Source organism: Paenibacillus polysaccharolyticus, from assembly GCF_023714295.1.
Lineage (GTDB): Bacteria > Bacillota > Bacilli > Paenibacillales > Paenibacillaceae > Paenibacillus > Paenibacillus polysaccharolyticus_A.
In genome coordinates, this window is sequence record NZ_JAMAUN010000001.1 from 1,201,877 (window position 1) to 1,226,071 (window position 24,195).

Sequence of the window (24,195 nt, forward strand, 5' to 3'; positions counted from 1 at the left end):
TCGTAGTAGAGGAGGTAGCCGTTTTGGCCAAAGCAAAAGTCGCAAAAAGACCCACACGGGATGAGTTCGAACTGGAGGAATTAGGGAATCAACTTGTGGAGGCTTTTCATGAGCGCTCAGAAGTGTTATTGACCGTCTGGGGTAAGGAGGAGCAGGTGCAGGGCATTATTGTAAAAATGGATTCCCGTACCCGCCTTGTACATGTTGAGCATACGGAAGAGGAATTCACGGCGAAGGTGCCTTTTATGGATATCATGCAGGTACAGTCGCCACGGTACTGATTCAAAATGAATTCAAACGAATTTTAACAATGGGGCATTCGCCCTGTCAAAGTTTTGTTCTCTGCATAAGATAACCCATACCTGTTGCAGAGGAGGTACAATCAATGAGCGAAGTTTTAGGTGGAGAAACAAGAGGTTACGGCTATGGTGGTTTCACTTCTGTAGGCGCGATTCTCGTTCTGTTCATCCTGTTGGTAATCATCTCCAAAGCGTTCTTGGTATAATCATTTTAATAAAAATGATAAAAGAAAGCTCTGCCTTCATGGCAGAGCTTTTTTATTATTATGTTCCGTGAATTCGTCCTTTGACGAATAATGTAGAAAATCGGATGCAAGCTACTTTCGTGTTGTGTTAAAATGAAAACATTCCCACAGAAAGAGGTGTTTTTTCATGAGTCAAGAACTGACTGCGTCTTTAAACGAGCAGATGAACTTCGAGTTTTACTCTGCTCATGTATACATGGCGATGGCTGCGTATTGTTCCAGTAAAAGCCTGGATGGATTCGCTAATTTTTTCCTCGTACAAGCGGAAGAAGAACGTTTCCATGGCATGAAAATTTATAAATTTCTGAATGACCGCGGACATCGTGCTACACTGGCTGCGATGCCTGAACCGAAAAACGAATACAACTCCATGCTGGATGTGTTTGAACACGGTTATGCACATGAGCAACAAAACACGAAGAAATTTTATGCGCTGGCGGATATCGCGCTGAATGAGCGTGAACACGCAACCATGTATTTCTTGAAATGGTTCATCGATGAACAGGTTGAAGAGGAAGCTTTGTTTGATAACATCATTCAGAAGCTTCGCCGCATTGAGAATGACAGCAACGCCTTCTACATGCTGGATGCAGAGTTCAGCAAACGTTCATTTACGGCTCCTGCGGAGTAAGCAGAGCTAAACATCAAAGCGTATATTCGTAACATTACATACCGTATAGCCTATTACTGTATCCCTAGAAGGAGTGCCAGGTCATGTTATAAAAAGGTCAGCGCCCCACTCAGGTTGTGACATATACGGAAGAAAGCTTGCATTCGTGCAAGCTTTTTTGCTGTGTTCAACCTTATTAAATTCATGATAAGTCTATCAGAATCTAAAAATAGGGTAATAAATAATATGTAAACATTGATCTATGGGTGCAGATACCAGGTTGAAGATCAAATCTCTCAAAATCGTTTTAATTTTTAAGTTTATCTGACAAAAGTGTAACTCAACCGTAGCCTTTAAAGCGAGAAGAGAAACTGGGATCTCTGATACTATTAAATTAATCGCCATGGGATACGAGTAGAAATCATTTACACACACCCGGGAAAAACACACACAAGGGAGACTATTATTATGCTACAATTTCGTAAATCATTCGTTGCTACACTTGCTATTTTACTTCTGTTTCCGTTGTTATTGTTGCCACAGTCTGCATCGGCCACAGCGTCATCCGCCGATAAATCAAACTCTAAGGCCAGTACAAAAATTTTATATCTGACTTTTGATGATGGCCCTACAGCGCATACCGATCAACTTCTCGATATTTTGGATCAATATAAAGTTAAAGCTACCTTTTTCATGCTTGGGCCTCATATGGAGCAATATCAGAAAGCAACGAAGCGTATTGTCAAAGAAGGACATGGACTTGGATTGCATGGTGTAACCCATGTGCCAAGCAAATTTTATAAAAATGCTTACAGCGGATTGAAAGAAATGCAACAAGCCAATGAAAGCTTGAACAAGGTTGCCGGAGTTAAAACGAGTCTTGTACGCACGCCCTATGGCAGTAAACCTTATTTGAAACCTGCTTATCGTAACGTGCTTCTTGCGCAGGGAGGATTTCATCTGTGGGATTGGAATGTTGACTCACTCGACTGGAAATACAAAAAGGATCATCAGAAAGTATATAACAACGTCATGCAGCAAGTCCGCAACATCCATAAAAACGGAACGACACCTGTAGTGCTTATGCATGATCAGGAGGCTACATTGAAAGTACTGCCTCAAGTATTGAAAACATTGAAGGCTGAAGGATACCAGTTCGAAATTTTAACCAAGAATGTGCAACCGGTGAATTTTTGGAATGACAAGCGTTAAAAAACAGGCTACCAGAGACTAGAAACTGGGCGAGTGCAATCATTAGGAGGAATACATCATGAAAAAACAATCGTTATGGATGACCATTCCGGTGACGACAGTCGTTTTGCTCGCGCTGGCCGGATGCGGAGGGCCAGACTCCAATCAGCCAGCGACAAGTGGGCAACCATCTACAACAGCCGGTAGTGAGCAAACGCAGGCTGGAAGCGGTGACTCCGCTTCTTCCAATACTGGTGAGCAGGGCACAAAAACGAACACAGCTTCCAATGATTCTTCTGCGTCAACGGGCAAAGACAGCACAGCCAATCCAAGCACGAATGAAAGTACAACTCATTCAAAGTTATCCGATGTTGACGAAGTGGTTAAGGCTGTTCGTAGCGAGTTGAAAAATCAGAATGTGTCCCTTCCGACATCCTTTCCATTACTAAACGGGCAGTATTTGGGCGCAGCCATTACAACAAATACGGCAGAGGCTTCACATGTAAACTTCTATATAGGAGACAAGCCACTAGCGTTAAATGATTCCTCATTTGCGAAGTCCAACAGTAAAATACCTTGGTTAGCCAGTTATGAAGTGAATACCTACGATAATCCCAATCAAACGGATCTATTTCCCGAAACGGATCTGCAAAACATACCGAAGGATATGAGCGTTGATCTGGGACACGGCATTAAAGGTATGGTGGAAGGTGCGGCGGGGAGCCAATATCTAACATGGCAAGAGGGAAGATGGACATTACAGATTCGGTCCGTGTCCGAAGATCAGATGAACAACCCAGGGATTGCGAAGAAAATGGTTGAGTATCTGGAGTCTCATACGCTACCTGCTCCCAAAGACAAAGGATTTGTGGACGTGCAATATGCTAGCGGGGGAAAAAGCGTGCGTGTTACGATTTCATGGCAAGACGGTAATCGAATTCATCAGTTGAAAACAGACCAAGTTCCACTGGATGCGCTTGGCATGGTTGTATCGGTAAAATAATGGGTTATTCTCTAGACGTATTTTACGGATGATCGCGATTAGTTAAACTAAGGGAAAATACCAAAAAAGCTTGGCACGGGGGAAACACTCTTGAGCCAAGCTTTTTTGGTTATTGCGTTTCTGATGCAAGGTAATGGGAAACGTTTATCTTTTGCGTCCATTACCGGCTCTTTCACTTAAACCACCCTTTTTCTTTGGAACGGGTGATCGCTTCAATGCGGTTACTTGCATTCAATTTATTAAGAATAATCGAGATGTAATTCCGAACAGTACCCGTTGTAATGAACAAGTGCCCGGCAATTTCCTTGGTGTTTTTCCCGTCGGCCATGAGGCCAAGCACGGCGTGTTCACGTTCGGTTAATGGATTTTCCTCTACATAAGCTTCATCCACTAGGTCAGGAGCGAAGATACGTCTGCCATTCATCACTTGACGAATCGCCGCGGCGAGTTCTTCAATGGGACTGTCTTTGAGCAGATAGCCGCGAACACCGCCTTTTAGTGCACGTTCAAAATATCCGGTTCTGGCAAACGTAGTGAGGATAATGACTTTGCAGTTCATGCTTTTAAGTTCCTCGGCAGCTTCTAACCCACTTTTAACAGGCATTTCGATATCCATTAAACAGATATCAGGCGCATGTTGATGTACGAGTGCAAGAGCTTCCTGACCATTACTAGCCTGTCCGACAACCTCCATATCTTCCTCCAGATTAAGTAGTGATGATAATGCGCCAAGCATCATGCGCTGATCTTCAGCAATGACGATTCTAATCATTCTTCTGCCTCCTTTATCGGCTTGCGTACCAGCTTGGGCACATGGATGATCAGCGATGTACCTTCGATTCCTGTACCTGACCGAATATCCATGCAGCCGTTCACAAATTCCAGTCGTTCTTTCATGCCGAGAATGCCTGTTCCGCATCGTTCCTGCTTGCGGGTCCGGTCAATACCTAACCCATTATCTTTTACGGTTAAGACGTTGTGCGAAGGGGTTTCCTCAATTTCAATAATGCACGTCGTAGCCTGACTGTGTTTGACTACATTGGTCACGGCTTCCTTCAAACACATCCCAAGCACATTTTCATTTAATTGAGAGGTGTCTTGTAACTTGGGGTTGCCTTGTAAAATAAACTCTATGGAAGCGGCTTTCAAAATTTGCTCCGCCCGGAACATCTCATCCACAAGTTGCGTCCCACGCATCGTTGTGACCATCTCACGAACTTCCTTCAAGGCTGTGCTTGCTGTCTGTCTAAGTTCATTCAGTTCAATGATAGCTTGATCCGGATTTTTGCGGAGCAAGCGCTTGGCCAGATCGGTTTTGAGACCGATCAGTGAGAGCTTTTGACCCAGCGTATCGTGCAAGTCGCGCGCAATCCGTTGGCGCTCCTCCATTTTTACCAGATCATCCAGGCGTTTGTTCGCACTTTCCAGCTGGCCTTCTAGCTGCTCACGCTTATTTTTATTGTACGTGCTAATCGGCAGAAGGATGGAGGCCATGAGACTGATAAAAACGAAAGGGAACTGACTAAGAAGCAATGAGCTTTGATTAATGAAGCCATAATTGACCGTAAGAAAGCTTGCACCGAGATTGACCGAGTAGAGGGTGAAAAATCCGGCTTTATTTTTAATATTGCCAATAAAAAAAGCGAGAAACAATGAAAAATAGGCATAATCGTAAGCGATCGTCATCGTAATGGATATGGCAATCAGTAGTCCGATCCACATGTAGACCTGCCAGCCCTTGGTGATGAAGGCCAGTAGATAACAGACGAAAAATACTAGAATAATGATAATACCGGTCACCATGGTCCACAATTGCGAATATTGAGAGATGTAATAGAAGGGCAGAATGAAAAAAACAAGCCATACATATGGATTCAACCCTGTATTTTTATAAAATAGCTGCGACCACTTCTGAATATCATTCTCCTCCTTGAAAAAGGTGTTACTGGACTTTAGCCTGACTGTAGCATGACTGCCGTCTGAATACAAGAAAACGAATCCGACAGAGCCTAAGGCTTCTCTGTCAGACCCGCTTGATTGGTTACCCGAATTGGATTCGGAATATATTTTTTGCGCGATGCTTGTTTCAGCTCTCTGAAACTGATGAATTGTTTGTGTTCTTCATCCCATAGACGGAAGCGGAGCGCAACCAGACTGGAACGTAGTGTGATCGTTGTGGCCTTCTGCAAAGGCGGTGTTGAGTTATGTGCTTCTTCCAGATAATAGTTCGGTACTCGCGGGCTCAAATGATGCACATGGTGGAATCCAATATTTCCGCTGATCCATTGGAGCAGCTTTGGTAACTTGTAATAAGAGCTTCCTTCTACCGCGGCTTTAACATAACTCCATTCATCTTCATGTTCGAAATATGTCTCTTCAAACTGGTGCTGTACGTAGAACAGCCAGATGCCGAAGAAACCGGAGAAGAAAAATACGGGTGCTTGAACCATGACAAAAGCTTGCCATCCAATCAACCAGCACATGAAGCTATATAGAGCGATGATTAGAATTGTTGTTAAATGGGTATTAATTCTTTCCTTGCGTCTTGCTGCTTTGCGATTAAATCGATAGGCAATCAGAAAGACATAGATCGGTCCAATGCCAAACATAACCACCGGGTTACGATACACGCGATAGAAGAGGCGCATCCAAGGTGTAGCAGACTTATATTCATCGACGGTCATGACCCAAATGTCACCTACACCGCGTTTATCCAGATTGCCGCTTGTCGCATGGTGGATCGAGTGCTCGGCTTTCCATTGCTGATAGGGAGTTAGGGTTAATACACCCGTGATGGTGCCAAGAATATCGTTAGCCCGTTTGCTTTTGAAGAATGAGCCATGACAACAGTCATGAAAAATAATAAACGTTCGAAGTACAAATCCTGATGCCACTAGTGCAATAGGGAACGTAAGCCAGTACGAGATCGATAAGCTGTAATATGCAGCCCCCCATAACAGAAAGAGCGGGACTAATGTATTGATTAATTGACGAATGCTAAGTTTGAGATCGTTTTTTTCAAAAGGCGTCACTTCTTTTTTTAGCGCCATTTCTTTGCTTCTACTCATACATGTTCCTCCTTATGCGTACAAACCATAGCGGTCTGTACCCTGCCGATTCCCGATAATCCTCTTTTGGGAAGCGTTTTTATCATTGTAAAAGAATGCGTGCATGACGGTAAGTCATAAATGTCAGCCTGTTGTAATGACAAATATCAAGTATGGACCATGACATTTGTCATGGTCAGTGTCCGTTTTACATGATACAGAGTGCGAAAAGATGACGTTTTCAAATTTCCTTTGCACAAATGACGCAACAATTTGTATTATGTATACAAATTTTACGAAGAGCATGGTAGAATCTATCCTGGAGTGTATTGATTTTAGAAGTTCTAAAGGAAGCATGATTCGATTTTAAAAAGGTCTGATAAGGATGTTATTATTTTTGGATGGATAGGATGGAGCGCTGAATGAAAAAAAGAATTACCGATATGTTCTTTCTTATGGCCGGTGCGTTTCTGTTTGCGCTGGCGGTAAACTTGTTTGTCATCCCCAATGATCTGGCAGAGGGTGGCGTGACAGGTATCACGATTATTTTGTATTATCTGTTTCACTGGTCTCCCGGACTGATGAACCTGATCCTCAACGGTATTCTATTACTCGTAGGTTACAAGTTCCTGGATCGAACGACGACAGTATACACGATTATTGCGGTTATCTTTAACTCGCTGTTCCTGCACCTGACCGAAAGCTGGAGCATTGCATCAGATGAACTGTGGGTTAATACCATTTTTGCGGGTGTATTTGCAGGTCTTGGGATAGGCTTAATTGTCAAAGTAGGAGGAACAACGGCGGGCACGGTCATTCTGGCACGGCTTGCGAATAAATATCTAGACTGGAATATCAGCTACGGATTGCTTTTCTTCGATCTGATTGTAGCGTTCTCTTCTTACTTTATTATTGGGCCACAGGGCTTGATGTGTACGATTGTGTTGCTATTTGTGGGAACCAAAACGATGGAGTTTATCATTGAAGGACTGAATCCGAAAAAGGCAGTCATGATCATCTCAGCCAAACAAGATCAGATTGCAAAGCAGGTCATTGAGAAGATGGATCGTGGGGTTACGGTTCTGTCCGGCCACGGGTATTATACGAAGAATCCGAAAGAGATTTTGTATATTGTCATTAGCAAGCAAGAGGTTCCGATGCTGAAGAAAATTGTGCGTGCAGAGGATGAGATTGCATTTATCACCATTCATGATGTACGTGATGTATTCGGGGAAGGGTTTATCGAGCTTTCGAAATCATAGTATGTTTTACTGGTTCAATGTAAAAGGGACGAAGCGGAGAGAATTCTCGCTTCGTCCCTTTTACGTTATGGAATGATATGGCCTTCGATAATAACAGAAGCTTATTGAGCCGTTTTTGATTCAACGTGATTGTAGCGGATGTCATTTGCATGAGATGTATTGGCGGAAAATATGCTGTACACACTCCAGAGTGGATGATATATTGAGTTTAATTCGTTAAGAAACTTAACTAATTAGGAAGTGGAGGGGATAAAATGGCTGGCACGCCGCAATATATCCGCAATCTAAATGAAAATTTGATTATGGATGCCCTGAGGGCACAAGGCACTATGTCGAGAGCGGATATCAGCCGTCAAACAGGACTTAGTAAACCGACAGTATCATCAGCGGTTGAGCACCTGATTGGACGTAATCTGGTGAAGGAGACAGGCAGAGCCGACAATGCCCAAGGGCGTAAGGCCACGTTAATTCAATTTAACGAAACGGCTTATTATGTCTGCGGTATTGATATCGGGGCTACACGAATTCGAATTGCCTTATCTGACTTAAACGGACAAATCGTTACATATGCTACCTATCCGCCGATGGATCAAAACATGAGAAGAATGCCAGGGCCAGACTTCGTTCAATCACCTGTAGAGGCAGAGATTGAGGGCAGGCACCACTCATTCGAATCATCTGAGATGCCTGTACTTCATGTGCTTTACAGCTATGTGGATCAGTTGCTTCGGGAAAACGGGCTTCAGTGGAATGATATTCGCTGTATCGGGTTTGGGATTCCTGGTGTTGTCTTGCCTGGCTCTGGAAAGATTAGCCGGATTGTCGACCCGCTTGTGGGTATGGAGGAGGACTTTTCACGTCACGCATTAGCCCGTGCTTTTCCATGTGATGTCATTTTGGACAATGATGTGAATCTCGCAGCGCTAGGGGAATACAGGAAGGGGGCGGCTAAAGATTCGCCCCTGTTCATATTTTTTTCCATTGGGGCGGGGACGGGTGCAGGCATTATGGTACAGGGACATTTGCTTCATGGATTGGGTGGTTTAACCGGTGAAGTAGCTGAGATGCGCATGGAGGATGGCCGCCGTCTGGAGGATGTGTTGTCGGCTGATGGACTGATGCGACTAGCGAGGCGACATTGCTTTAAAGACCCTTTTAGTTCAGACATGCAACCTGAGGACATCTTTGAGGGGACTCGGAGGGGAGAGGAATGGGCTATAAACATAATGAATCAGTACAGCCAGATGATCGCTTCGGCGTTGCGCCAGATCAGTACGTTACTTGCTCCTGAAATGATCGTTCTGGGTGGCGGCATTGGTGGGAACGGAGATGTATTGTTGCCATTGCTTAGGGAAGCTGCTGCAGAGCAATTTCCGGTGCAGCCACAGTTGATATGTTCGGAGCTCGGAGAACGAGCCGTCGTGACAGGGGCGGTGCAAGTGGCGCTGCAGCAGACCATGCTAACTCTCCAGCAAAAGGGATTTTAGGGATAGAAGTCAAGGTAAACCGAAGTTTAGAACCGTTGTACTACGAAACATAAAGAACAGATCTGCCAAGGAGGAAGTGTAATGACAGAAACAGCTCAAGGCAACAGGGCAAATCAGCACACGGAGCACCAAAGTGACATGAAGCATGCACAGCATGAACGGAACGAGGCGAAAGGCTCATGGGTTGCCGGTGTTGACATTGGAGGAACCAAAATACTGATGTTGTTATCCAATCAGAAAAGCGGTGGTGAAGTTCATGAGCGCAGGTTGCCGACACAAGCCGCGGATCAGCCGGAATCCTTTTTCCAATGGTTATTTGCCGAATTAAAAACGTTCTGTGCAGAAGCTGGATGTGATTGGGATCAGCTCGCGGGAGTGGGGCTAGGTTTCCCGGGTGTTATTTTGCAAGATGAAGGCGTACTTCGGAATGCTCCTGCATTCCAGTGGGCTGAAGAAGATATTCGGCCGATGATTGCCAAGTACTACAGTGGAAGAATCGTTATGGATAACGATGTGAACATGGCAGCGATGGGGGAAGTGGACCAGGGGGCTGCTAAAGGGCATCGCCACAGTGTAATGGTAACCGTGGGCACAGGCATTGGCGCTGCACTTGTACTAAATGGAGAATTGCACAGTGGACAACAGGGCGCGGCGGGTGAGATTGGACATTTTATCACAGGGGACGAAGGGTTGACACGCGAATATGTAGTAGATGGTGATGCCTTCGGGGTGTTTGAACAAGTGACGTCAGGGACCGGTATTACGGAGCGGGCGAGGCACTATTTTAAATCGGGAAAAGGAAATGAACTATCCCTGATCTGGAGTCTGGCCGGAGGCGAAGTGGGGCAGATTGAAGCAAGACACGTGTTTAAGGCGGCTGAGTCAGGTGATGTAGCTGCCCTTGAAATTCTGGAACTGCCTATGCGTTATATGGCAAGAGGACTCGCGAATATTACGGCTCTATTGAACCCATCGATTATTGTACTCGGCGGCGGAGTAGCTGCATCCAATCCAACCTATTATTTGAACGAAGTTCAGGCCAGACTCAAACGTTATGTTGTGCTTCCGGTCCAAGTGGTCATTGCCGAGCTTGGCAATAAAGCAGGGGCAATCGGAGCGCTCGCTTCCATTAGACGTCATCTTGAACGTATGTAACGGCTAGTAATAGGAGTAAACCATACACAGAGACTACAGAAATAAAAGGATGGAGATCCGGATGAGTGATAGACATATGACGGCTAATACAAAAAAAACAAAAGCCGAATTCAATGAAGCAAAAGCGGTATTAATTAAATTGCAGTGTTTATATCTGTTTATGGGACTTGCCGGAGGCATCTTTAACCCTTACATCAATCCGATTCTGGTTGCTCAGGGTTTTTCGAGTAAGGATACCGGATTTATTATGGCTTTTGGAACCTTAATATCCATCTTTCTCCAACCGGTCTGGGGAATTTTGGTGGATAAATTCAAAAAGACACGCCTTGTATTGGTCTTTAGCCTGCTTATTCCAGCGGCGTTAGCGTATTTTTATAATATTCAGGTATACATTATATTAATTTTGATTTATACTTTGTGCACTATATTTCAAGTGACACAGATACCTGTAGCTGACTCCTACGCGGTAACGGCAGCAAGAGCGGCGAATACCTCTTACGGTATGATTCGGCTGTTCGGAAGCCTGGGGACAGGGCTTGGCGGATTCGCTGCAGGAATGTATCTCTCCCAGTTTTCCATTCATATGTTATGGCTGCCCTTTCTGCTTTTCAACATCTTGAGCGCAATACTGGCGGGCACACTCCCCAAGCAGACGAGCATCTCCTCGTCCTCGGTAACTTTCTCCGTAGGTTTGGCAAGATTACTTCGAAATCGCACGTTCCTTCTCTTTCTCACGGGTTGTTTTCTGGTGAATCAGACCCTTACAGCATTTAACTCCTTTTTTGTTATTTCATTTCAGATGGCTGGTGGCTCGGTTGCCTTGACGGGTACAGCTCTTTTGATCGCTTCCATCACCAATGTACCCTCTATGCTGGTAGCCGCTTATGTGTTACGCAGGTGGGGACATGAACGAACCATGTTGCTGGCAGCGGGAGCCTACATGTTACGCTGGGGAATTCAATGGTTATGGCCAAGTCCCGAAGTGATGATTGGTGTTCAGGTGTTGCACGGATTGTCATTTGGATTTTTCTATATCGCGGCAGTGGAATATGTGGCGTCTGTTACTGGACGTGAGATGCAGGCGACAGGTCAAAGCTTGTTTAACATGGTGTTTGCAGGACTCGGAGGCATTGTGGGAAATATGCTTAACGGCTATTTGTTGGATACTGGCGGTCCGTCCATGATGTATCTGGCTTGTACCATCAGTGCGGCAATGGGGGCAATTATTCTGTATATCGTCAGCAGACAGGCCAAAGAGCAGAGAAGGGCCTACCCGTTAGAGTAGAAATGGAGTTAGAAACTTAAAGTAGAAACGGAAGGAACTGAGGCCTATGAAGGTAAATCTGAAGCGGACTTGGCACACCAGGTTGATTTATTCATATTTCCCCCTATTTCTGCTTACGATTTCCATTCTGATCTTTCTCTCCTTCCTGGTTGTTAACGAATTGTCACGAAAAGAAACCAAAAAAGCGGATATGATCTCCACACATTACATTGTCAGCACATTGGAGCGTTCATTAGGCGATATTGAGATGAGACTGCTGGATGAAATTGTAACGAACACAATGTACAGTCGTTTTTTGGAAGCCGAAAAAGGACAATTGTCCAGTCAGTTTATTTATGATGCAGCCAGTGATCTGAACCGTATGGTGGATCAACAGGGCATGGTGCAGTCGATTTACCTCTACCGAATGTCGGATTCGAGCATTATTACACCTAGAGGAATGGTAAGTTTTGAGGAATTTGAGGATAAATCGTATATCGAACAGGCGTTGAAAAATAAATTGAATCTGGGTTGGAATCAGCCCAGATCCTACAAAGAACGTTCATTTGATGTCCCTTCACAGGTCATCAGCATGAATAAATGGCTACCACTGCCTTGGGGTGGTGAAGGTCTGCTTGTTATTACCATACGGATGTATGCTTTGGAGAGGCAAATTGACAATATGACGGATGCGAATCTTTCTTTTCTACAGGTGAAGGATAGTCATGGGGATCTCGTATATTCGGCTCATCAGATTGATGCGGCGGAGGGGAATGTCCTTAATCAGGTCAAGGCTGAGAAGCTAGGACTTACCTTTGAGAGTGGCATTCAGACAGGTCAGTTATATTCATGGGTATCACTGGTGTCTTATGTGTGGATTGGAATTGGTATTCTCACCATTGCTGGTGCGGTCGCAGGTTTAATCTATATTACACGTAGAAACGTAAAACCCATGCAACTGATGATGAATCGCATTCAGGCGTTACAGCCCCGTGTGCATGAAGAGGATGCCGCACCTTCTGTCAAAAACGAGCTTGCACTGATCGACCGGGCGCTGGAACATCTCATTGCTCAAACCGTAGATTACGAGAAACAGCATCATGAGAATCTGCTGATTCATCGCAGGCAGTTGCTTGTGGATTTGATGGAGGGTGAACGTATAGATTCTTTCCGTCAGCGTCTTCGTCACTTGCAACCGCTTGAGGAAAGGTTTCTTGAACCGCAGTGCGCCGCTGTATTGGTAGCGGAGATGAATGGGGCAGACCTGCCCGCTCCTTCCAATACGCTGAAAATGGCACTGATGAATGTGTTCAAGGAACTGGTGCAGAAAGAGAGCAATTTTGGTGCGTGGGCAGAATGGTTTGGCAGTCGGCGTTTAATCGTTGTGGTAGCCTGCAATGAAAAAGAAAGACTGAGTCGTGAACTTCTGATGGATTTGGCTAAACAGTTGCATATGTGGATTGCTGAGCATTTCCGGATTCGGTTTACGTTCGGAATCGGGCAAACGGTTAACGGCTGGGAAGAAATCACTCGATCCTATAGCAGTGCAGACACAGCTCTGCAGCACCGGCTCACCCTTGGTCAGAATGCGATTGTACTCAGTGAACAACTGCCAGGCCACATGGAACTGCATTCGTATAAATACTTGCAAATGCTCGCAGACATCGTTCGGGAGTTCAGGCTTACCGGGGATGGCTGGCGAGGGCAGCTTGACCAGATGTTTATTGCTTTTAATGAAGACCAAATGAATGATAAGGATATTCGTATGCTCTTGCAATCGTTGATTCAGATGTTGGCGCGTGAGTTCGGGGAATTGTCCGAACGTTTGCAACACCAATTTGATGAGCCCGTTCTGATACGGCTTCGCTCGCAAATTCAGGAGGTCGACACCCTTGAAGGCATTCGGGAGATTTTGCTGGATTGGCTGAAAGAGGTCTATCGTAATTATGTTGCAGTTAACGAAACGAAAAGTCATCGTGCGATGATTAACGAGCTGCGAGTGTATATTGAAGAGCATTTTGATGATCCGGATCTGTCGTTAAAACATCTGAGTGATCGTTTTCAAATTTCGGGTAAATATGCAAGTTATTTGTTCAAAGAAGAATTCGATATGAAGTTTGTTGATTTTCTTGTGAAGTTGAGAGTGGAAAAAGCATGCCGAATGCTGACATCAACAGATACAGCTATTCAGGATATTGCCCAGCAGGTGGGTTACGCTAATGCGATTTCATTTGGTCGAGTATTTAAACGTGTGATTGGCGTGACTCCGGGGGATTATCGCAAGCAGTATGGCAAGTAGCAAAACGATAAACCGAAGAAGGTGTTAGGCTAATTGGAATATATCTGTCATTTTGCTATCCATAACATTTTGCCTATATAGAATAAGAGAATGATTAAAAAACTCCTCTAGTTAAGCAACGTACATTTTCCCCGTTGCCGCATAGAGGAGTTTTTTTAGAAGGGCTACTCGAAAAAACGTAAGAGCACAGATAGAAGGTATACGATATGTTCTACACTATAGATATGAAAAGGGGGAGACAAAATGAATCAGTTTGGACAACAAATTTGGGGTTCCGTGGAGCTTGGCAGTGAGATAAACATTGATACAGATAACAATACCTTCGCTTTTGACGTGGATGGTTTGCGATATTCTTTGGCGATTCCAACGGGAAAATACATCACCAGTAGGAAAAGACATGAGTCAGAACTTGTTCAGATCATGACCAAGACAGCTGAACAACTGAACTTGCCTGTACAGTTTAGGCTAGGCGGGATTCATAATGATCAGAAGTTCAATGTATTAATTCTGGAACATCTCGACAAGGATAAAGAGTATCTGCTTGATGAATTCGGAGGAAGCGCAGTAGATACCGTTTTTGGAGAAGTGCGCTTTAATCTGGCCCCAAGAAACTAAGCGAGTAATAACATCGTACATTCTCTAGAAATGACCGCAGATCAGGCGGTCATTTTTTATTACATACAAAACGGGAAAATAGATTATCTTTTGTCTTCATTGTCGAATTAGAGAGAATTACCACCTAAAAATGAGTGTGGATCTCATGAATTTATGTTAGTTTATATAACATAAAATAACCGAAAATAGTTTATTGTAAGGAAAATGGTTTAAAAGTCAGGTTTTTTGACGTTGAATTGAGTTTTAACCCTTTTTGAAAATAGTTTATTGTCGATTTTCAGAAAATGATGTAATAATTAATGACATTCACGGATGCAACAAGTTGGACAACCATAACGGAGTGGCGATCATGTGAATCATTACAGAATGAGTGCGAAAGGGGAAAGGTTAAATGAAATTATTTCAAAGACGCAAGGCAGGAAAAGCAAGTTCGATTCTCGCAGTGGTAACAGCATTCACTCTATTATTATCCGCGTGTTCATCAGGCACTGAATCATCATCTTCATCATCCGGGGAAGCGGGTTCGGGGAACAGAACCACGTTGAAAGTAGAAATTTTCGACCGGGGAAATACACCGGCAGGTTACACCATCTCCGATAGTTATCTGACACGCTTCATTCAAAAAGAATTTGGTGATCCGAACAACATTGATGTTCAATTTGTTCCCGTTCCCCGCTCAGAAGAAGTGCAGAAGCTTAACGTGCTTATGGCAAGTGGTTCTGAAGTACCCGATATTGTATTCACTTATGATTCCGGTACATTTAATCGTTATGCCTCACAAGGCGGTTTGACAGAGTTGACCGATCTGCTCAACAAAGAGGGAACCAATCTGAAAACATTTTTGGGTGATGACACACTCGCATACGGTCAGTATGACGGGCAACAATTCGCAGTACCGGGTAAACGTCTGGTTTTAGGAAAGTACGCTTCATATGTTCGTCAGGACTGGCTGGATGCACTAGGATTGCCTACACCTCAAACGGCTGAAGAATTGCATACTGCTCTGAAAGCATTTAAGGAGAAAGATCCGGGCAAAGTGGGCTCATCACTTATTCCCATGGGGATGTCGATCGCTTCGGCACAATATGAGCCATTGATCTGGTCTTTCATTCAGCCTCTGACGGAAGAACAAAGATATACACAGACTCAACAGCTTGGCTCTAATGATTATCCAACGCTGCTGCCTGGCTTCAAAGATGCACTGAAATATATGAATACGTTGTACAACGAGGGATTAATGAGCGCAGACTTCGGACTTGATAAAGACAAGAAAAAACTGTGGGAAGATGTGTCCAACGGCAAAGTAGGTTTCTACAGTGAAGATGCCGGAGAGATTTACATCTCGGGTACGTATAAAAACCTGCAAACCAACAAACCTGATGCGGTGATGACACCGATTGATGCGTTCAAAAATTCGGAAGGCAAATTTGCCAAGCCGGCATATGCACCCAATGCGATGTATGTCATGATTCCGAAAACAAGTCAAAATGCAGAAGCAGCCATGAAATATTTGGACTGGATGGCTTCTGGCAACAATCTGTTTGACCTGCAATACGGCGTGAAAGACGAAAACTATCAGTTGGTGGACGATGTACCCCAGATCAAAGAGGATGCTTCTCCTGAAATCGCTGGCCGGATCTACAACTCCGGTGACATTGCGATTATTGTAAACGGCAAATATGTTGGAGACGAAAAGAAAAACGAAGAGGCTTATGTGGTTCAGGTAGATTCCAAATACCGGGATGACATGCGCAAATCGGTAACGATCTCTAACACGGATACAATTCAACCCGTACGATTCTCCAAACCGATTGAAGCGGAATCTCGCTATGGTAACGGCTTAAAAGATAAATTCTCGGAGTTTATTGTGAAAACAACCATCTCCAAACCGGCTGATTTTGAAGCTGTGTATAACAGTATGATGAGTGATTATATGGCAAGTGGAGGCCAAGCTATTCTTGATGAGCGTACGGAGGCTTACAAAGCGATGAAGTAATTATTTATCATATAGCGCAGGTTAGACAGGTCTGGCCGTATTAAACAGGACTTTTCATGGGGGCGATGTAAGGATCGCCTTCCATGAGACATCCTTCACGACTTGGGGGGAACATTATGAAGACAGGCACTTATTTCCGCCGAAACTGGCAAATGTACGCATTACTTGTGTTGCCCATGTTATACTTCATCATTTTCAAATACGGTCCAATGTATGGGGTACAGATCGCCTTTAAGGATTTTAACTTCTTCCAAGGGATTGGTGGCAGTGAGTGGATTGGATTCGAGGGGTTTAAGGAAGTGTTTCAAAATCAGGGATTTTATACCGCCCTGCGTAATACAATCGTTCTGAATTTGCTCGACTTGCTTGTCTCCTTTCCAGCACCGCTAATTCTCGCCATCTTGCTCTTTGAATTAAGAGTCGCCTGGTTTAAAAAGATGGCACAGACGTTGCTGTACATTCCACACTTTATTTCCTGGGTCATCATAGGTGGTATCGTATTGCAGGTGTTTGGCACACAATCTGGCTTCATTAACAACATGTTAATGAGCATGGGGCTTGATCCGCTTCCGTTTCTCTCAGATAAAAACTATTGGATTTTTACGTATCTCGCCGTTGGGGTGTGGCAGAGTGCAGGCTGGGGAACGATTTTGTATCTGGCTTCCCTTACAGGCATTAACCGTGAGCTCTATGAAGCTGCCGAGGTAGACGGAGCCAGCCGTTTGCGCAGAATTTGGCATATTTCCCTGCCAGGCATCAAAACGACGATTGTTACCTTACTGATTATCAATGTCGGCAACATGATCTCCATTAGCTTTGACCGGCCGTTTATCATCGGAAATGTGGCAGTACGCGAATACTCGGATGTGCTTAGTACGTTTGTGTACCGTCTGGGTCTGCAGTCGGGCCAGGTAACACTGGCAACCGCAGTGGGACTGTTCCAGGCTGTCGTTGGACTGATTTTCATCCTTGGTGCGAACTACGCTTCTAAAAAATTGACAGATGAGAGCATCATGTAACGGAATGAATGCTTCTGAGGCAACACGGTATCCATCTATGATCTGTAAGGAGTGAGTGAGATGTCGGAAAACACGGCGAATCGAATATTCAACACAGTAAATGTGATTCTGATTGTCATTGCGATGATCCTGTGCCTTGCACCTTTCATCCATATTATTGCGATCTCGCTAAGTTCGAACCGGGCGATCGGTTCGGGAGAGGTTTCCTTTTTTCCAAAAGAGTTGTCCTGGGAGGCCTATGGTAAGGTGTTCGGTGATGGTTCCATGATTCGTTCTCTGATCTACACGATCTGGCTGACGGTTCTGAGTACGGTGTTAAGTATGCTTATGACCATTATGGCGGCATATCCCCTTGCCAAAAGCAGTCTGAGAGGGCGAAAGTGGTTCATGCTAGTCATTGTAGTGACTATGTTTTTTAGCGGTGGCATTATCCCGGAATATATTTTGATCAAAAATTTGCATCTGCTTGACAGTACTTGGGGGTTAATTCTTCCTGGCTTGATCAGTCCGTTTTATATGATTATTCTGATCACCTTTTTCCGCGGCATCCCGGAGAGTCTGGAGGAGGCTGCTGATATTGATGGCAGTACCCAGATTGGAACGTTAATGCGCATCATTTTGCCGTTGTCTCTTCCGGTTATGGCGACGCTTAGTTTGTTTTACGCTGTAGGACGCTGGAATGGATTCCAGGATGCATTAATGTATATTACCAAACCGGAGTTGTATCCGTTACAATTGAAGTTATATCAGATGATTCAGCAAAACCAAATCACCGAACTAATGCAAAATGAAGGCATTGGTGCAGTCCATGTGTTACCAGAAAGCTTGAAAGCTGCTAGTGTAATATTCTCGACGTTGCCGATCCTGCTCGTATATCCGTGGTTGCAGCGATTTTTCATCAGCGGTGTAATGGTAGGTGCTGTGAAAGGTTAACGTCTCAGGAGGTCATAGGCATGACACAACCGATGGTTAAGAAGATGTCCAAGGAACAGCAACATCTGGTACACCAGTCCATGGTCATGATGGATCGTTTTTATGACGATGAATTCGCATTGCTTCGCAGCTTTGAAGACGATGCATCAGAGCACGGTACGCGAGGAAGTGCGCATTATGCGCTGGGCCTGCTGATTCGTCAGGAGCCCGGCGATGTAGCGCGGGCAGTTCGTGTGCTTCACAGCGTGCTAGATTATCAATATGACGCGCCCGAAGAAATCTATCACGGCACCTTTGCGACCCAGACAAATGAAGAGCACCCACCCGCGGGCCATTATGCATGGAAATCATTTGCGCTAGGCACAGCCTATTTCCTGGAACGCACCTTTGAGAAGGTGTCTGCGCAGTTTATTCATAATCTGCAGCAAGAGAATGATTTGTTGACGAAAGGCTCGGACGCCAAACAATTAAAAAAGTTGTTTTATGCGTCTGTGAACGCCGTTTTGCCTCCGGTCTGGATCAGCTATGATCCAAACTGGCGGGAATTTATCGCATGTGTGTGTGCTATAGCAACAGCCGAGTTTGCGGAACTTCTGCCGGATAAGCTTATTCGGCGAATGGATGAAGCGATGGAACGTGCCGTTCAGGGCTCTGTTGATCGCAGACGGTCAGATGTGATTCCGATGAACACGAACATTGAACTGATGCATATTTTTATTACCCATTATTATGGACACCGGTTCCAGCGGACGGATTGGATTCAGCATGCGGATGAACAGGCCGAAGGTCTCTTACAGGAGTTCGAGCAATACGGGGGTACGTTTGCTGAGTTCAATACCACGACCTATTACGGGGTGGATCTCGCCGTACTTGGGATGTTCCGAAAGTATGCCGTAACGGAGCGCATGACTGAAATTGCTCACCAGATTGAGTATGGTTTATGGAACAATATTGCGCTGTATTACAATGCCAATCTGGAGAATTTATCCGGGCCATTTGCTCGGGCATATGATATGGAGATGCGGGAGCATAGCTCCATCGGTGTGTTTCTCTATCTTTTGTTAGGGGAAGGTTACGAATATTTGACAGGCATGAACTGTGAATCGGGGCATGATCCGATGATTGCTTTACTGGGGATAGATGTCCCTGAAGAGGTTGTGCCGTATTTTTTAGCTCATCAAGGAGATCGACTTGTGCAAAAACAGTTCATGGAACTGTGTGAACGCAACGATCCAAAAGCAAACCGGAATCTCTGTACCGCTTCGGCCTGGATCGGTGAGAGACGAATGATGGGAGCAATGTCTGGCAGTCGCAATACAAACGGACAGATGCATCCGGCAACGATTCATTGGCAGACCGAGACAGGAGAGCGGTATTACTTGCGTCTGATTCGGCGTGAAACAGGTGGAGACTGGAACAGCCATCTGCGGGGCATCATTTTTGAAGCGGAGGTCACGCCGGAAACATTGAATATTGAGGTGCAGCTGGATACAGCGGAAGAGATTGAAGTTTATTTCGAAATCAAAGGACCTAATCTGCATCCACGCGATTTACAACCAGCACGTTGGACGCTTCCGGGGCTAACCTGTTCTGTAAAAGCAGAAGCGCCAGCACCGACAGTGCTCATGTATACGGATTATGCTGAGATTATATATCGCTATGTTCCGGGTGTGACGGAGAACCGGATGAAGTTTGGGCTCGGGATCAGTGAATAGAACAATGAGGTGAGACGCTTATCACCAAGGTAGAGAGAAGTCCATGATTGGGCGATGAAGAGGACTAGGATAGGGCTAATGTGCGGAAGGAGGCAGGGCATAGTAAATGTATACAGATAAAAAAGAGTACTCTTTCTCGACGTGCTGGAATATTAAACGCCATACGACGGGTGAAGGTATGATCGAAGAGATTCTGTCGCTTGGATTCAGACAGGTAGAGTTAAACTATAATGTGACGGATGAGCTATTGCGGACGATTGAACCAATGATTGAACGAGGGCAAGTAGACATATCAAGTGTGCATAACACCTTTCCGCATGTAGCTGATCCGGATTACGGTACAGATTCGGTGTTACTTGGATTTGATGATGAGCCGCGGCGTAAACGAGCGATTGAACTGCTGCTTCGTTCTGCTGAATATGCTCATCGCTACGGTGGAAAGGCGGTTGTTGTGCATCCGGGGGAAGTGCCGTTTGAGTATAACATTGATGAAGCTCTAAAAAAGATCTATCACGAGCAAGGCAAGGATTCATCCGCCTATCAATCGTTGTGGCAGGAGATGCTGGAGAAGCGGCAGGCTGGTAGTGAGCATTACTTGAAACGCATACAGGAAAGCCTGGAGGAGGTATGCAATCTTTCGGAGCAACGTGGATACGCTGTGAACTTTGGTATTGAAACCCGTTCACGCTGTTATCAGATGCCAACGCTGCAGGAAGCGGGCAGCATTATTGGTCAGATGAAGGGTGCACCTCTGGGATTATGGTACGATATCGGCCACGGTATGATGATGGATCGGATGGGATTGTATGACAATGTGCGCGAAGCGAATGCGCTGATTGATCATGTCGTGGGTGTGCACATCCATGAAACGGTAGGGTTGTCCGACCACTGGTGTCCTTATATTCATAGTCAAGACATGACTTATTTTGATTCATTCCTGGATATCATTGATCGATCTCCAGTGAAGGTGTACGAGCTGAAAACAGCTTGCACGCCTGAGGAGATCGACGAGAGCCATAAACTCATTACAGCTCGACTTGCTGAACGTCGGCAAGATAATCGGCTGGCGAACGAATTGTGATACAGTAGTGGAATTGGGGAAATACAAGGTACAACGAGCGTGAGCAAGTAGAGAAAACACAGAAAACACAGCAAACACGAGGTGAGCTTACGCTCTCTCGTGTTTGCTGTGTTTGCCGCGTCGAAACGGAGTGTGTCAATAAGGTTATGGGCAAGAGTGGAATGGAGAGGAAGTGAGGAACGTTAGTGTTAGTATGAGCGGCAATGTGCACAAGGTCAGTTTCGATAGCCTTCATATAGGCTGGATAAAACTAATATCCTTTCACTCATACATCCGTCGTTCCAATTCGGCAAAAGCAATAGCAGGATCATCACTAGAATTGTCGATATAAGCAACGGATTCCGCCGGAAGCGGCCAAGCCACGCGTTTTCGATCAAGAGAAGTACGAAACGCATCCCAGTTAGCCAGTTTCCATTCATCTAATGGAGATTGTCTCGCACTGATTCGCTGATGATATAACGCTTCGTTCTGCAAGTAAACATAAGCAACTCGAACGTCTGTGTTATTAAGGGAACGGCCAATGCGTGCAAGTTCCTGCTCAATCCAATCGGGTGTCCCGGTCTCTTTGGTAAAAGGCCCAACCACGAGAGTGTCTACACCAAGTTGTACGTTATCCAAAGCGGCGTCCATCGTGATTCGATAACCCAGATCGCGGCACAGCCGTTTGTATTCCGGTGAATCCCGGTCTGATGGATCAAGCCCTTGTAACGTCATGATGGCCTCTGCTGCGGGACGAAGCAAGATGTCCATGTCCAAAAATGCAGCTTTATATTTACGCGAGAGCGCTTTGGCGAGCGTAGTTTTGCCGCTTCCGGCTCCGCCGAGAAAGAAAATAAGTTTACTTTTGCTCATGCGAGAATGTCTCCTTTAATTCGTAATATCGGTCTATCTAACTCTGTGAAGATCGAAAAAATCTCTGTAATCAATTCAAGGTTTAATAGAGGTAGTTTAACATAAATGGATCAACCAAGTACTGGACATGAAAGGAATAATAAAGTAATATGACACCTAGATTAACTATGCATAGATTTCCGATGTATAAAACATTTATTTAGGAGGGAGAGATTTGCTTGCAGATCAATAAACAAATGATTAAAGGAAGTACAGAAACATTAATTTTAACTTTACTTCATGTACAACCCATGTATGGCTATGAGCTGATTAAGGAACTGCATCGTCAATCGGAGGGTGTGTTTAATCTAAAAGAAGGGACATTGTATCCGATTCTACACGCCATGGAAATCGAAGGATGGGTTGAGGCTTATTGGGCAGAAGTGGAGGGTAGAAAACGGAAATATTACTCCATTCGAGAACAAGGCATACAGGCACTACAACAGAAAAAAGCGGAATGGTCTTTATTTCGTCGTGCTGTAGATCGTGTGATTGGTGAGGGAGGTCTGATTGGATGAATCTGAAACAAGCGAAAGAGCAGGGCAAGGAGAAAGAAAATAAAAATGAGATTCAGATATATCTGAATCAAATCTGCGGTCAGGTCAAGGCGAGTGAAGTACATAACGATCTTCGTGAAGAACTCGGGAATCATCTCGAAGAGATGATCTATGACAAGGAGCAGGAAGGATTCACATCGAAGGAAGCTGTCACATATGCCATTGAACAGATGGGTGATCCGGACGATTTAGGCAGAAGAATGCACAAAATCCATCGTCACCGGATGCACTGGGGATTATTGGCGGGGGTCGTGGGGATGGCTCTCATTGGCATGGTTTTGACCTGGATTTATACAAATAGTTTATTAGGCTTGGGATATGAATACTCATCTGTCCATCTGATCTATACAAGTATGGGGATCTTAGCCATGCTGTTCTGCCTCTTTTTTGACTACAGGAAATGGATTAAATCTGCTTGGTGGGTATACATTCTAATAAATGTCCTCTTATGGATCACCCCGGTGATAGCAGACTCGTATGGTAGCATGAATAGATTCTTCACATTGCCATTTGGCTTCTCAATCGATGTTACCACATCCGCACTTTGGATATTGCCACTCGCGATCGGCGGGATTGTCATATCCCATTTTCGTTCGGGTCTGAACGTGCAAATGATCTTTACCTATATTGCATTAGTAGCTTTGCCTATGGTACTCATCTATCAAATCTCGGATTGGGTCCGATTATCGTTATTTGGATGCATATCTCTGCTACTGTTCGGATGGATTACAAGAAAGTGGTTATATACGCTGATTACTGCTTGTTTTTGTGGATCGGCTGCCGCCTTATTATTACTTGTAACCGATCAATATAGTCGATTCGAAAGGTTGTCTGTTGTATTTAATCTGGATCAAGAATCTAAGGGTATGGGATTTATGAACAACGCTATTATCGATATCGTCAAAACAGCGGGATGGTGGGGGAATGGTACAAACATCCCTATAGGATCAACTTTAAAATATCTTTATCTGAGTTATCCGGGGGTTATGCTTATAGATGTGTTTGGGTGGTCTGCCTGCGCGCTGTTTATTGTTGGCATAGTGTGGTTTGTAAATACATTATTTAAAATACTGCCGCGTGTACAAGACAAGTTTGGTTCGACCATTGTATTGTCTGTAACGGTTACACTCGCACTTCAACTGAGTTATTCAGTGGCGATCATTACGGGAATGGTCCCAATCATGAGTGTTAAATTTCCCCTTATAGGATATGGATCTCATGTGATACTTGAATACGCTATGATCGGATTGCTTCTTGGTGTTTATCGCCGAAAGGATACGCTTTCCTTGAGCCGTAACTACACCCGAACGGGGAAGGGTATGACTTTATCAGAAAGATGATGGATTATATCCAAGTTGACAACTTCTCAGAGCCCAGATATGCCGCGGATTTTGGGGTCTCCGTGTGTTGAACTGAATTAACAGATTTGCCAGAGATCGAGCCTGGGTAGAATTGTCCAAATTAAGAACGGAATCAAGCGGAGTTTGGATTTGCCAGCAGTTCATTTATGCAAATGTGATATGTAA

At 44.7% G+C, this 24,195-nt stretch carries 22 protein-coding genes; 18 read left to right on the forward strand and 4 right to left on the reverse strand.

From position 1 onward, the window contains the following. The first annotated feature begins 23 nt into the window (after nucleotides 1-23). The 5 genes from M3629_RS05775 (at nucleotide 24) to M3629_RS05795 (ending at nucleotide 3,348) form a co-directional block, all read left to right on the forward strand. Nucleotides 24-281, forward strand: coding sequence for a YolD-like family protein (locus M3629_RS05775; RefSeq protein WP_090920584.1), 258 nt, complete (start codon nucleotides 24-26; stop codon nucleotides 279-281). 104 nt (nucleotides 282-385) lie between these two features. Continuing rightward, nucleotides 386-505: a hypothetical protein gene (locus M3629_RS05780; RefSeq protein ID WP_017688846.1), complete on the forward strand. Its 120-nt coding sequence runs from the start codon at nucleotides 386-388 to the stop codon at nucleotides 503-505. 166 nt (nucleotides 506-671) lie between these two features. Further along, a complete protein-coding gene (locus tag M3629_RS05785) occupies nucleotides 672-1,175 on the forward strand; it encodes a ferritin (protein WP_090920581.1) in 504 nt (167 codons plus the stop codon). A gap of 447 nt (nucleotides 1,176-1,622) precedes the next feature. Further along, nucleotides 1,623-2,366, forward strand: a complete 744-nt coding sequence (locus M3629_RS05790; protein ID WP_251503254.1) for a polysaccharide deacetylase family protein — start codon at nucleotides 1,623-1,625, stop codon at nucleotides 2,364-2,366. A 58-nt stretch (nucleotides 2,367-2,424) separates the two neighbouring features. Beyond that, entirely contained in the window at nucleotides 2,425-3,348 is a 924-nt protein-coding gene (locus M3629_RS05795; RefSeq protein WP_251503255.1) for a hypothetical protein, read from the forward strand. Between the two features lie 172 nt (nucleotides 3,349-3,520). Here M3629_RS05795 and M3629_RS05800 read toward each other — a convergent pair whose 3' ends face one another. The 3 genes from M3629_RS05800 to M3629_RS05810 all read right to left on the reverse strand — a co-directional run bounded on the left by M3629_RS05800 (nucleotide 3,521) and on the right by M3629_RS05810 (nucleotide 6,416). Beyond that, nucleotides 3,521-4,120, reverse strand: a complete 600-nt coding sequence (locus tag M3629_RS05800; RefSeq protein ID WP_251503256.1) for a response regulator transcription factor — start codon at nucleotides 4,118-4,120, stop codon at nucleotides 3,521-3,523. Then, nucleotides 4,117-5,265 carry a sensor histidine kinase gene (locus M3629_RS05805; RefSeq protein ID WP_251504593.1) on the reverse strand — a complete coding sequence of 383 codons (1,149 nt, stop codon included), beginning with the start codon at nucleotides 5,263-5,265 and terminating at the stop codon, nucleotides 4,117-4,119. The genes M3629_RS05800 and M3629_RS05805 overlap by 4 nt, the downstream gene beginning before the upstream one ends. Before the next feature lie 92 nt (nucleotides 5,266-5,357). Continuing rightward, complete coding sequence (locus M3629_RS05810; RefSeq protein ID WP_251503257.1) at nucleotides 5,358-6,416, reverse strand: fatty acid desaturase; 1,059 nt, start codon at nucleotides 6,414-6,416, stop codon at nucleotides 5,358-5,360. A 401-nt stretch (nucleotides 6,417-6,817) separates the two neighbouring features. On the opposite strand from M3629_RS05810, the gene M3629_RS05815 reads away from it, so the two are divergent. From M3629_RS05815 to M3629_RS05865, 11 genes are all read left to right on the forward strand, one after another. Continuing rightward, nucleotides 6,818-7,657: a YitT family protein gene (locus M3629_RS05815; protein WP_251503258.1), complete on the forward strand. Its 840-nt coding sequence runs from the start codon at nucleotides 6,818-6,820 to the stop codon at nucleotides 7,655-7,657. Nucleotides 7,658-7,911: 254 nt separating this feature from the next. Then, nucleotides 7,912-9,144: an ROK family transcriptional regulator gene (locus M3629_RS05820; RefSeq protein ID WP_251503259.1), complete on the forward strand. Its 1,233-nt coding sequence runs from the start codon at nucleotides 7,912-7,914 to the stop codon at nucleotides 9,142-9,144. 81 nt (nucleotides 9,145-9,225) lie between these two features. Further along, nucleotides 9,226-10,299, forward strand: coding sequence for an ROK family protein (locus M3629_RS05825; protein WP_251503260.1), 1,074 nt, complete (start codon nucleotides 9,226-9,228; stop codon nucleotides 10,297-10,299). Nucleotides 10,300-10,360: 61 nt separating this feature from the next. Next, nucleotides 10,361-11,584 carry an MFS transporter gene (locus tag M3629_RS05830; RefSeq protein ID WP_353056723.1) on the forward strand — a complete coding sequence of 408 codons (1,224 nt, stop codon included), beginning with the start codon at nucleotides 10,361-10,363 and terminating at the stop codon, nucleotides 11,582-11,584. 46 nt (nucleotides 11,585-11,630) lie between these two features. Then, nucleotides 11,631-13,862: a helix-turn-helix domain-containing protein gene (locus M3629_RS05835; protein WP_251503261.1), complete on the forward strand. Its 2,232-nt coding sequence runs from the start codon at nucleotides 11,631-11,633 to the stop codon at nucleotides 13,860-13,862. A gap of 243 nt (nucleotides 13,863-14,105) precedes the next feature. Next, the gene (locus M3629_RS05840; RefSeq protein ID WP_251503262.1) at nucleotides 14,106-14,477 is read left to right on the forward strand and encodes a hypothetical protein; all 372 of its coding nucleotides are present in this window, start codon (nucleotides 14,106-14,108) and stop codon (nucleotides 14,475-14,477) included. Nucleotides 14,478-14,868: 391 nt separating this feature from the next. Next, on the forward strand, nucleotides 14,869-16,473 hold the full coding sequence (locus tag M3629_RS05845; RefSeq protein ID WP_251503263.1) for an extracellular solute-binding protein: 1,605 nt from the start codon (nucleotides 14,869-14,871) through the stop codon (nucleotides 16,471-16,473). A 116-nt stretch (nucleotides 16,474-16,589) separates the two neighbouring features. After that, a complete protein-coding gene (locus M3629_RS05850; RefSeq protein ID WP_251503264.1) occupies nucleotides 16,590-17,492 on the forward strand; it encodes an ABC transporter permease in 903 nt (300 codons plus the stop codon). Between the two features lie 60 nt (nucleotides 17,493-17,552). Then, complete coding sequence (locus tag M3629_RS05855; protein WP_251503265.1) at nucleotides 17,553-18,425, forward strand: carbohydrate ABC transporter permease; 873 nt, start codon at nucleotides 17,553-17,555, stop codon at nucleotides 18,423-18,425. Nucleotides 18,426-18,445: 20 nt separating this feature from the next. Beyond that, nucleotides 18,446-20,140: a hypothetical protein gene (locus M3629_RS05860; RefSeq protein WP_251503266.1), complete on the forward strand. Its 1,695-nt coding sequence runs from the start codon at nucleotides 18,446-18,448 to the stop codon at nucleotides 20,138-20,140. Nucleotides 20,141-20,246: 106 nt separating this feature from the next. Continuing rightward, the gene (locus M3629_RS05865) at nucleotides 20,247-21,221 is read left to right on the forward strand and encodes a sugar phosphate isomerase/epimerase family protein (RefSeq protein ID WP_251503267.1); all 975 of its coding nucleotides are present in this window, start codon (nucleotides 20,247-20,249) and stop codon (nucleotides 21,219-21,221) included. Nucleotides 21,222-21,482: 261 nt separating this feature from the next. Here M3629_RS05865 and M3629_RS05870 read toward each other — a convergent pair whose 3' ends face one another. After that, nucleotides 21,483-22,073 carry an AAA family ATPase gene (locus M3629_RS05870; protein ID WP_251503268.1) on the reverse strand — a complete coding sequence of 197 codons (591 nt, stop codon included), beginning with the start codon at nucleotides 22,071-22,073 and terminating at the stop codon, nucleotides 21,483-21,485. Between the two features lie 218 nt (nucleotides 22,074-22,291). On the opposite strand from M3629_RS05870, the gene M3629_RS05875 reads away from it, so the two are divergent. Next, complete coding sequence (locus M3629_RS05875) at nucleotides 22,292-22,630, forward strand: PadR family transcriptional regulator (protein WP_251503269.1); 339 nt, start codon at nucleotides 22,292-22,294, stop codon at nucleotides 22,628-22,630. Further along, the gene (locus tag M3629_RS05880; RefSeq protein ID WP_251503270.1) at nucleotides 22,627-24,009 is read left to right on the forward strand and encodes an FtsW/RodA/SpoVE family cell cycle protein; all 1,383 of its coding nucleotides are present in this window, start codon (nucleotides 22,627-22,629) and stop codon (nucleotides 24,007-24,009) included. The genes M3629_RS05875 and M3629_RS05880 overlap by 4 nt, the downstream gene beginning before the upstream one ends. Nucleotides 24,010-24,195 lie beyond the last annotated feature (186 nt).